The following is a 7031-nucleotide window of genomic DNA, read 5'->3' on the forward strand; positions in this document are numbered from 1 at the left end:
GCGCATCCACGCCTTCGATGATACCCTGCAACAGGGCCAGCGCCATCAAAGGCCACCAACGCGCCGCGTTGATGTAGCCGGATAGCACTCCCGCGGCCAGCAAACCCGCCTGCAGCATGAATAAAGTTTGGGTGATGAGCATGGCGCGATGGCGGTTCCAGCTGTCCGACCAAGCTCCGGCAAAGGGACTGATGAACAGCGAGGGGATCATGCTAAGAAAGCTCACCACACCCAGCAGGAAAGCGGAATTGGTAAGCCGGTAGACAAACCAGCTCATGGTGGTGCGCTGCACCCAGGTGCCGATCAGGGAAACGCCCTGGCCCATGAAGAACAGGCGGTAATTGCGCACCTGCAGAGAGATGAAGAGGTCCCTGAGCCTAAACATACGAGCCTCCGGAACTCTGTACCGCCAGCTTGGCCAAGCCCGGTCGCGTGTCTGTCATCATCAGCTTGTCGGGCATCGGCGCTGTCAATCCTGCTTTTCCGGTTCAATGGCCGGACCGGTCGGGGATTCTATTTTTTCGCTGTGCTCGAAGCGCAGCTCTTTGGCTTTTTCATATTTCTTCTGGACCAAGTCCCTGTCCTCATCTCCGACCTCTGCGAGGATGAATTCAAAGATCTCCTCCGTGCCCAGGGTTTCCTTCTCAAACAGCTCAGCGGCCAGTTTTTCCAGCAGATCACGCTGGGCGCGAAGGATATCCAGCGCCTTATGGTAGGCCCTGGTGATGAAGGCCCGGATCTCGCTGTCGATCAGTTGGGCAGTCTCGTTGCTATGCGTGTCACGCCCGATAAGTTCTTTGCCCAGATACACTTCGCCTTGCTCTTTGCCTATGGTCATGGGTCCGAAAGCGTCGCTCATGCCCCAGGTGCAGACCATCTTTTTGGCTATCTCCGTAACCCGCTCCAGATCATTGCCCGCGCCGGTTGTCAGTTCGCCAAAGATGATCTCTTCAGCGGCGCGTCCTCCCAAAAGCTCGACCATGATCTGTTCCAGATAGCTTCTGGAATACCCGGTCTTGTCCGTGAGCAGGAAATGCGTGGCGCCGGCCGTGAAGCCGCGCGGGATGATCGAAACCTTATGCACCGGCTCGGTCTTGTCTTGGAAGATCGAGGCCAAAACGTGTCCGATCTCATGGTAGGAGGTCAGCTTTTTGTCCTCTTCAGGAATCACCCGGCTCTTCTTTTCCTTGCCCAGGATCAGTTTGTCCTTGGCCTCCTCAAAGTCGCTCATGTTGATGCTTTGCTTGCCATACCGGGCAGCGATCAGGGCGGCTTCGTTAACGATGTTGGCCAGGTCGGCTCCGCTGAATCCCGGTGTGCCGCGCGCGATCAACTCCAGATGCACGTCATCGGCCAGAGGCACCTTGGCGGAATGCACTTTCAGGATCTCCGTGCGTCCTTTGATATCGGGCAGATCGACCGTCACCTGGCGGTCGAAGCGGCCCGGGCGCAGCAATGCGGGATCCAGGATGTCCGGACGGTTGGTGGCGGCAATGATGATCACCGCTTCGTTGGGTTCAAAACCGTCCATCTCCACCAGAAGCTGGTTCAGTGTCTGCTCGCGTTCGTCGTGCCCGCCGCCCAGACCTGTGCCGCGATGCCTGCCCACGGCGTCGATCTCGTCGATGAAGGTAATGCAGGGCGAATTTTTCTTGGCCTGTTCAAACAGGTCGCGCACCCGCGCCGCGCCCACACCCACGAACATCTCCACAAAGTCCGAGCCGCTGATGCTGTAGAAAGGGACCTTGGCCTCGCCAGAAACCGCTTTAGCCAGCAGGGTCTTGCCGGTCCCGGGACGTCCCACGAGCAGTACGCCGCGCGGGATGCGGCCTCCGAGGCGCTGGAATTTCTTGGGGTCTTTGAGGAATTCCACGATCTCCTGCAATTCCTCCTTGGCTTCATCCACTCCAGCCACATCCTTGAAAGTGATCGTGCTCCGGCTGGCTTCATGCATGCGGGCCTTGCTCTTACCGAAGCTGAAGGCCTTGGAATTCTGGTTGCTCATGCCGCGCATGATGAAAAACCAAAAGGCGATCAGCAGTATGAAAGGTATCATATAGGAAAGCGCGCCCAGCCAGCGTGAGGGCTTTTTTGTGAGCACTTTAACGTCTTTTTCCAAAAGCTGTTTCACCAGCTCCGGATCGTCCACGGGAGGCAGCATGGTGTGGAACTTCGCGTCCGCGGAACTGGTGTAGAGAATGTCCCGTTCCGTGAATTCCACTTCCTTGATCTCCCCGGCGTTGAGCTGCGCCACAAATTCCGAATAGCTGGCCTCAGTGATCTGCTCGCGCCCGCTGAACCAGGTGTAGAAAAAGAGCATGCCCAGCATCACCATGACGATGATGAAGGTATAGGAAACAGGCGTTTTGGCCGGTCGGATCATTCCCGGAGGCGGATTTCCACCGGCGCCGGGACGGTTCGTGGCTGGCGGCTTGGTTTCCCCGGTTGGGTGATCCTTGCCTTTGGGCTTTCTTCGTTTCACCAGATAGATGCGCACCGCGCTGAACACCGTGATCAGGACCAGCGCTCCCACAAACCATTTCAGCATGGTGGCAAATTCGCTGATCACCTCTCCGGCCTTTTCCACCTCCGCGGGTGTTTCAGCCTGGCTTTGTTCCGCTGCTGGAACCATTGTGCTGTCCGCCGCGTAGGCAAAACCAATGGCCAGCAGCGCGAGTGTCAAGATGATATATTTCATAAATACAGTTCTTCCTTCAGGATGCCGATATAAGGCAGGTTGCGGTATTTTTCGTTGAAATCCAGCCCATAGCCCACCACAAATTCGTTTCCGATCTCGAAGCCCACATAGTCGAATCCGACCTCCAGCTTGTGGGCTTTGGGTTTGTCCAGCATCACGCAGGTCCGCAGGCTCGCGGGCGCGTGCTTTAAAATGTAGTCCTTGATGTATTGCAGGGAGAGCCCGGAATCGACGATGTCTTCGACGATGATCACGTCCCTGCCGCTGATGTCGATGTCGATATCCTTGCGGATCTTGACCACTCCTGAGCTCGAGGTTTGCGATCCATAGCTGGAGATGGCCAGGAAATCCAGTTCCACCGGGATGGTGATGGCGCGGCAAAGATCGGCCAGAAAGACGAATCCGCCCTTGAGGATGCCGATCAGCACGGGGGTTTTGTCTTTGTAGTCTGATACTATCTGCGATCCGATCTCCCGCACCCGGGTTTGGATCTGGTATTCGTCAAAAAGGACCGCGGACAGGTCACAATTCATCCGGTTCATTGGTTTCTCCTGTTCTCTTGCTGCGGTTGGCTGCCCGCATGGGTTTTTCGTGCACGCGCTCCGCGCTGATATAGAGAAAGCGCGTGGTGCCCGGTTCGATGGCCGCGCGCGCGTCCGGCCTGTGTCCCGCGATCCAGAATATCTTGGCGCCGTCATCAAATATGGGAACGTGGTCGCGCTCGAATTTGGGCACTTTGCTGTTGATGAAAAAATCCTTCAGTTTCTGCTGCTGCGTCATGCCCAAAGGCATGAAGCGGTCGCCGGGACTGCGACTCCTGATCTTGAAGGGAAAGCTTATCTTGTCGGCGTCCAGATAAACGTTGAAGCGGTCTTCGTGCCTCTGCGCGGGCAACACCTTCAGGATCTTGAAGCTGAAGCGGAATTCGCCGTAAACCGCGCGGCTGCGGTCTTCCTCGACGCTGTAGGGTTCCGGGACCTCGCGCGGGGGCTGGCTTTCCGCGATGATCAGCTCGTCATACTGTTTGCGCGCCGTCACTCCATTGTTCAGCAGGATGTATTTGGAGCCCGCGGAATCCATCAGGCCGCGCAGCTCCTCAAAATTGTGCAGGAAGAAATCACGCTCGGTGCCGGCGATGGAAACCAGAGCTTCCCTCAAAACGTAGTATTGCTCCAGCCTGCCGTAGCGCCGCAAAACCGGCAGGGAAAGGACCACGCGCTCCGGGGACTGTTCCAGCGCGGCTTTCCTGAGCAGGGGTTTTACTTTCTGACGCACCATGAGCTCCGCTTCCTCAAAGATCTGCGCCTGCAGGCCGATCTTTTCGCCCACGGCGGGGTTGACCTCTTTGGCCAAAAGCGGGATCAGGGTGTGCCGCACCCAGTTGCGCCGGAAACTCAGGTCCTGGTTGCTGGCGTCTTCCCGCCAGGAGATCTTTTCATGCTGCAGCAGGTCGATTAGCTCGCTTTTATTGAAGCAAAGCAGGGGATGCAGGATGTTGCCGCTGCGCGGTTTGATCCCCGCCATCCCGTTCAGGCCGGCGCCCCGGAACAGGTTCATCAGCATCGTTTCGGTCTGGTCATTGTTGTGGTGGCCGGTCACGATGAAATCGAAGCGGTAAAGCTCCAGGATCTGCTGGAAAACCTCAAAGCGCTTTTTCCGGGCCTGATTCTCCAGGTCGGTCCCGCTCTCCAGCCGCACCTTGCGCACGATCACCGGAACGTTGAGCTGCTGGCAATGCTCCTTCACCAATTCCGCGTCGGCCTCGCTTTCCGCGCCGCGCAGCTGATGGTCGACGTGCACCGCCAGCAAGGTGACATGCATCAGCGAACGCAGCCGCGAGAAAAGATACAGCAGGGCCACCGAGTCCGCGCCGCCTGAACAGCAGATCAGCAGCTTGGCCCCGGCGGGGAACAGCTTCTTTTCATGCACATAACCGTGCAGCCTGGATAACGCTTGGTCCAGCTTTTGCATATCCGCTCCTTGGTGAATTTTACCAGAAAGTAAGCTTTTTGCAGGCGCCCGGATTGTCAAGCTGCTTTTTTGGCAGGTATTGGCGTAGATGAGGTCCCGGGTCAAACGCGATTCGTAAAAGGGATAAAGGGCAAAAGGGAAAAGAGAATGCTGAAGCGCTTGGAACACCAGTTTCCCGGGTCTGTAAGCCGGTACCCTGAACATTATTGCTGTCTGCAGGCTTCAATATTAGCATATCCTATTCCTGGACTTGTTTTTTTGCGCCTTTCAATTAATATCATTCACCCACACAGTATTAAATTGATGCCATACATGTTATTGCCCACTTCGCCCTCCTTATCATTACGGTGTTAATACGGACTCACTACGGACTTTGTCCGTAGTGAGTCCGTATTAACACCGTAATGATAAGGGGAGCCATGCATGGAGTAAGGGGACAAAGTGTTGGTTATCAATAATTTATCGATTAATGGAAGCACAAGGAAAAAAGCGCGGGAGCTTGATCCCGCGCTCAAGGTTTGGCTGAGAGAGGCTTGCAGGCCTTATCCAGTCTATATTTTGACGCTGACGTTGATGTTTCTGAAGCGGGCCGGAGCCACACCGTGGGAGAGCTGCATCACCTGTCCCGGCTCGCCTTTTCCGCAGTGGAAGGTGCTGTGGTAGCCCCATTCCTCTTCTCCGCAAACGCGGTCGCAGGCGTTCCAGAAATCCTTGGTGATGCCGAAATAGGTGGGTTCCTTGACGATGCCGGTGATCTTTCCGTTCTCGATGCGCCAGCCGATCTCAGTGGTGAACTGGAAGTTGTTGCGGTTGTCGTCGATGCTCCAGGTCTTGGTGAAATCGAGCAGATAGCCGTGTTCAGTGTCGCGGATCAGGTCGTCCAGGCTGCCGGAGCCGGGGGCGAGGCAGAAATTGGTCATACGCACCAGGGGAAAGTCGTCTGCGTAGGAGGCCTTCATGTTGGATGAGGGTTCCAGTCCCAGGAGGTGGGCGATCTGCCGGGAGGTTTGCTGGTTCACGAGGACGCCGTCCTTGATGATGTCCAACCTTTTGCCCGGAACGCCTTCGTCATCGACGGGATGGAAGCCCAGGCCCCTGGGGTCGGTGCTGTCGCTATAGATGTTCACGAGCGGCGATCCATATTGGAAAGAGCCCAGCATCTCAGGTTTGATGAAGGTTTTGCCGGCGTAGGAGATCTCCATGCCGAAGATGCGGTCCGCCTCGGTGGCATGGCCGACCGATTCATGGAGCTGCAGGGCCAGATGACCGCAGCCGATGATGATGTCCGCCTTTTCCTCCTCGATCGTGGGCGCTGAAAGCAGGTCGGTGGCTTCCTTGACGATGCGGCCGGTGTTCTCCGGAAATTTTTGCTGGTGGAAAAGCTCGAATCCGCCGCGTCCGGCGCTCATGTGCCCGGGCCAGGTGCGCGATTGGATTTGGTCGCCCTCAGCCGCGACCACTTCCATCATCGGCAGGGTGTTGTAATAGGAGGTGTGAGAATAGCTGCCTTCGCTGTTGGCATAGTATTTTTCCTGGCGCATGAACTGCGCGGCGACCAGCGAATGGACGATCTTTCCAGCCGGTTTGATCGCCTCAGCCAGCTTTTGCAGATAGCTGATCTTCTCCTCGCGGTCCATCTTGAAAGGATCGATCTCCGGCTGGTGGTGATAGGAAGCCTGGGTGGCATGCAACTCAGGGAAAGTGACCTTGCTGCGGGTGAAATTGCTGCCGTTGCGGGCGTTGGAGATGGCGCTGGCGATCAGGCGGTCCAGGGAAGCTTCGGAAAGGCGGTGCGATCCGGCAAAGCCCCAACATCCGTTGATCAGCACCCTGATCCCGATGGCGACGGAATCCATGCTGCTGCCGTAGTTGCGCAAAAAACCGTTCATGAAATAGAGCCCTTCGGTATCGGTCCGGGTCACGCGCACGTCGGCGAATGTGATGTCCGGGGCGTTGAGCTTGTTCAGGGTTTGTTTGATGAGTTGTTCCATTTGTCCCTCCTAGATCGTGCGGGTGGAAGAGGAGATGTTGAAATCCCGCACCAGGGCGTGCGGTGCCTTAACCGTTTCGACGTCGAAGGTTTCGTAGTTGCCGGAGAAGGGGATGGTGTAGCAGCGGTTTTCCAGTTCCAATACGTTGTTCAGGATGCGTTCGATGCGTTCGGTGAAGCGCAGGTTGTTCACGACCTTGCTAATCTTCCCGTCCTCGATCAGGAAGGTGCCGTCGCGGGTGAGGCCGGTGAGCGAGGTTTCGCGGGGATTGATGAAATTCATGTAGTGGAGGCTGGAGATGTAAAGGCCTTTCTTCACCCCGCCGATCAGTTCCTCCAGGGTTTTTAAGCCCGGGGCGACCTTCAGGCAGG

Annotated in this window: 6 protein-coding genes; all 6 read right to left on the reverse strand. The window is 56.7% G+C overall.

Annotated features, from left to right (window positions below; all coding sequences use genetic code 11):
- On the reverse strand, window positions 1-385 hold a 385-nt coding region (locus tag K0B87_08935), incomplete at its 3' end, for an MFS transporter (protein MBW6514861.1).
- Between the two features lie 84 nt (window positions 386-469).
- Window positions 470-2548, reverse strand: coding sequence for an ATP-dependent zinc metalloprotease FtsH (gene ftsH, locus K0B87_08940; protein MBW6514862.1), 2079 nt, complete (start codon window positions 2546-2548; stop codon window positions 470-472).
- 146 nt (window positions 2549-2694) lie between these two features.
- Window positions 2695-3240: a hypoxanthine phosphoribosyltransferase gene (gene hpt / locus K0B87_08945; protein MBW6514863.1), complete on the reverse strand. Its 546-nt coding sequence runs from the start codon at window positions 3238-3240 to the stop codon at window positions 2695-2697.
- On the reverse strand, window positions 3221-4669 hold the full coding sequence (tilS, locus tag K0B87_08950) for a tRNA lysidine(34) synthetase TilS (protein ID MBW6514864.1): 1449 nt from the start codon (window positions 4667-4669) through the stop codon (window positions 3221-3223). Before tilS ends, hpt begins: the two co-directional genes overlap by 20 nt.
- Window positions 4670-5220: 551 nt before the next feature.
- Window positions 5221-6660 carry a TldD/PmbA family protein gene (locus K0B87_08955; GenBank protein MBW6514865.1) on the reverse strand — a complete coding sequence of 480 codons (1440 nt, stop codon included), beginning with the start codon at window positions 6658-6660 and terminating at the stop codon, window positions 5221-5223.
- Between the two features lie 9 nt (window positions 6661-6669).
- Window positions 6670-7031, reverse strand: a 362-nt coding sequence (locus K0B87_08960) for a hypothetical protein (protein ID MBW6514866.1), incomplete at its 5' end; no start/stop codon positions are given.

Source organism: Candidatus Syntrophosphaera sp., from assembly GCA_019429425.1.
In the GTDB taxonomy this organism is placed as follows: Bacteria; Cloacimonadota; Cloacimonadia; order Cloacimonadales; family Cloacimonadaceae; genus Syntrophosphaera.

Coding starts and splice junctions, on each gene's coding strand:
- tilS (MBW6514864.1), bottom strand. CDS start 4,669: ATGCAAAAGCTGGACCAAGCGTTATCCAGGCTGCACGGTTATGTGCAT.
- ftsH (MBW6514862.1), bottom strand. CDS start 2,548: ATGCTGAAATGGTTTGTGGGAGCGCTGGTCCTGATCACGGTGTTCAGC.
- hpt (MBW6514863.1), bottom strand. CDS start 3,240: ATGAACCGGATGAATTGTGACCTGTCCGCGGTCCTTTTTGACGAATAC.
- K0B87_08955 (MBW6514865.1), bottom strand. CDS start 6,660: ATGGAACAACTCATCAAACAAACCCTGAACAAGCTCAACGCCCCGGAC.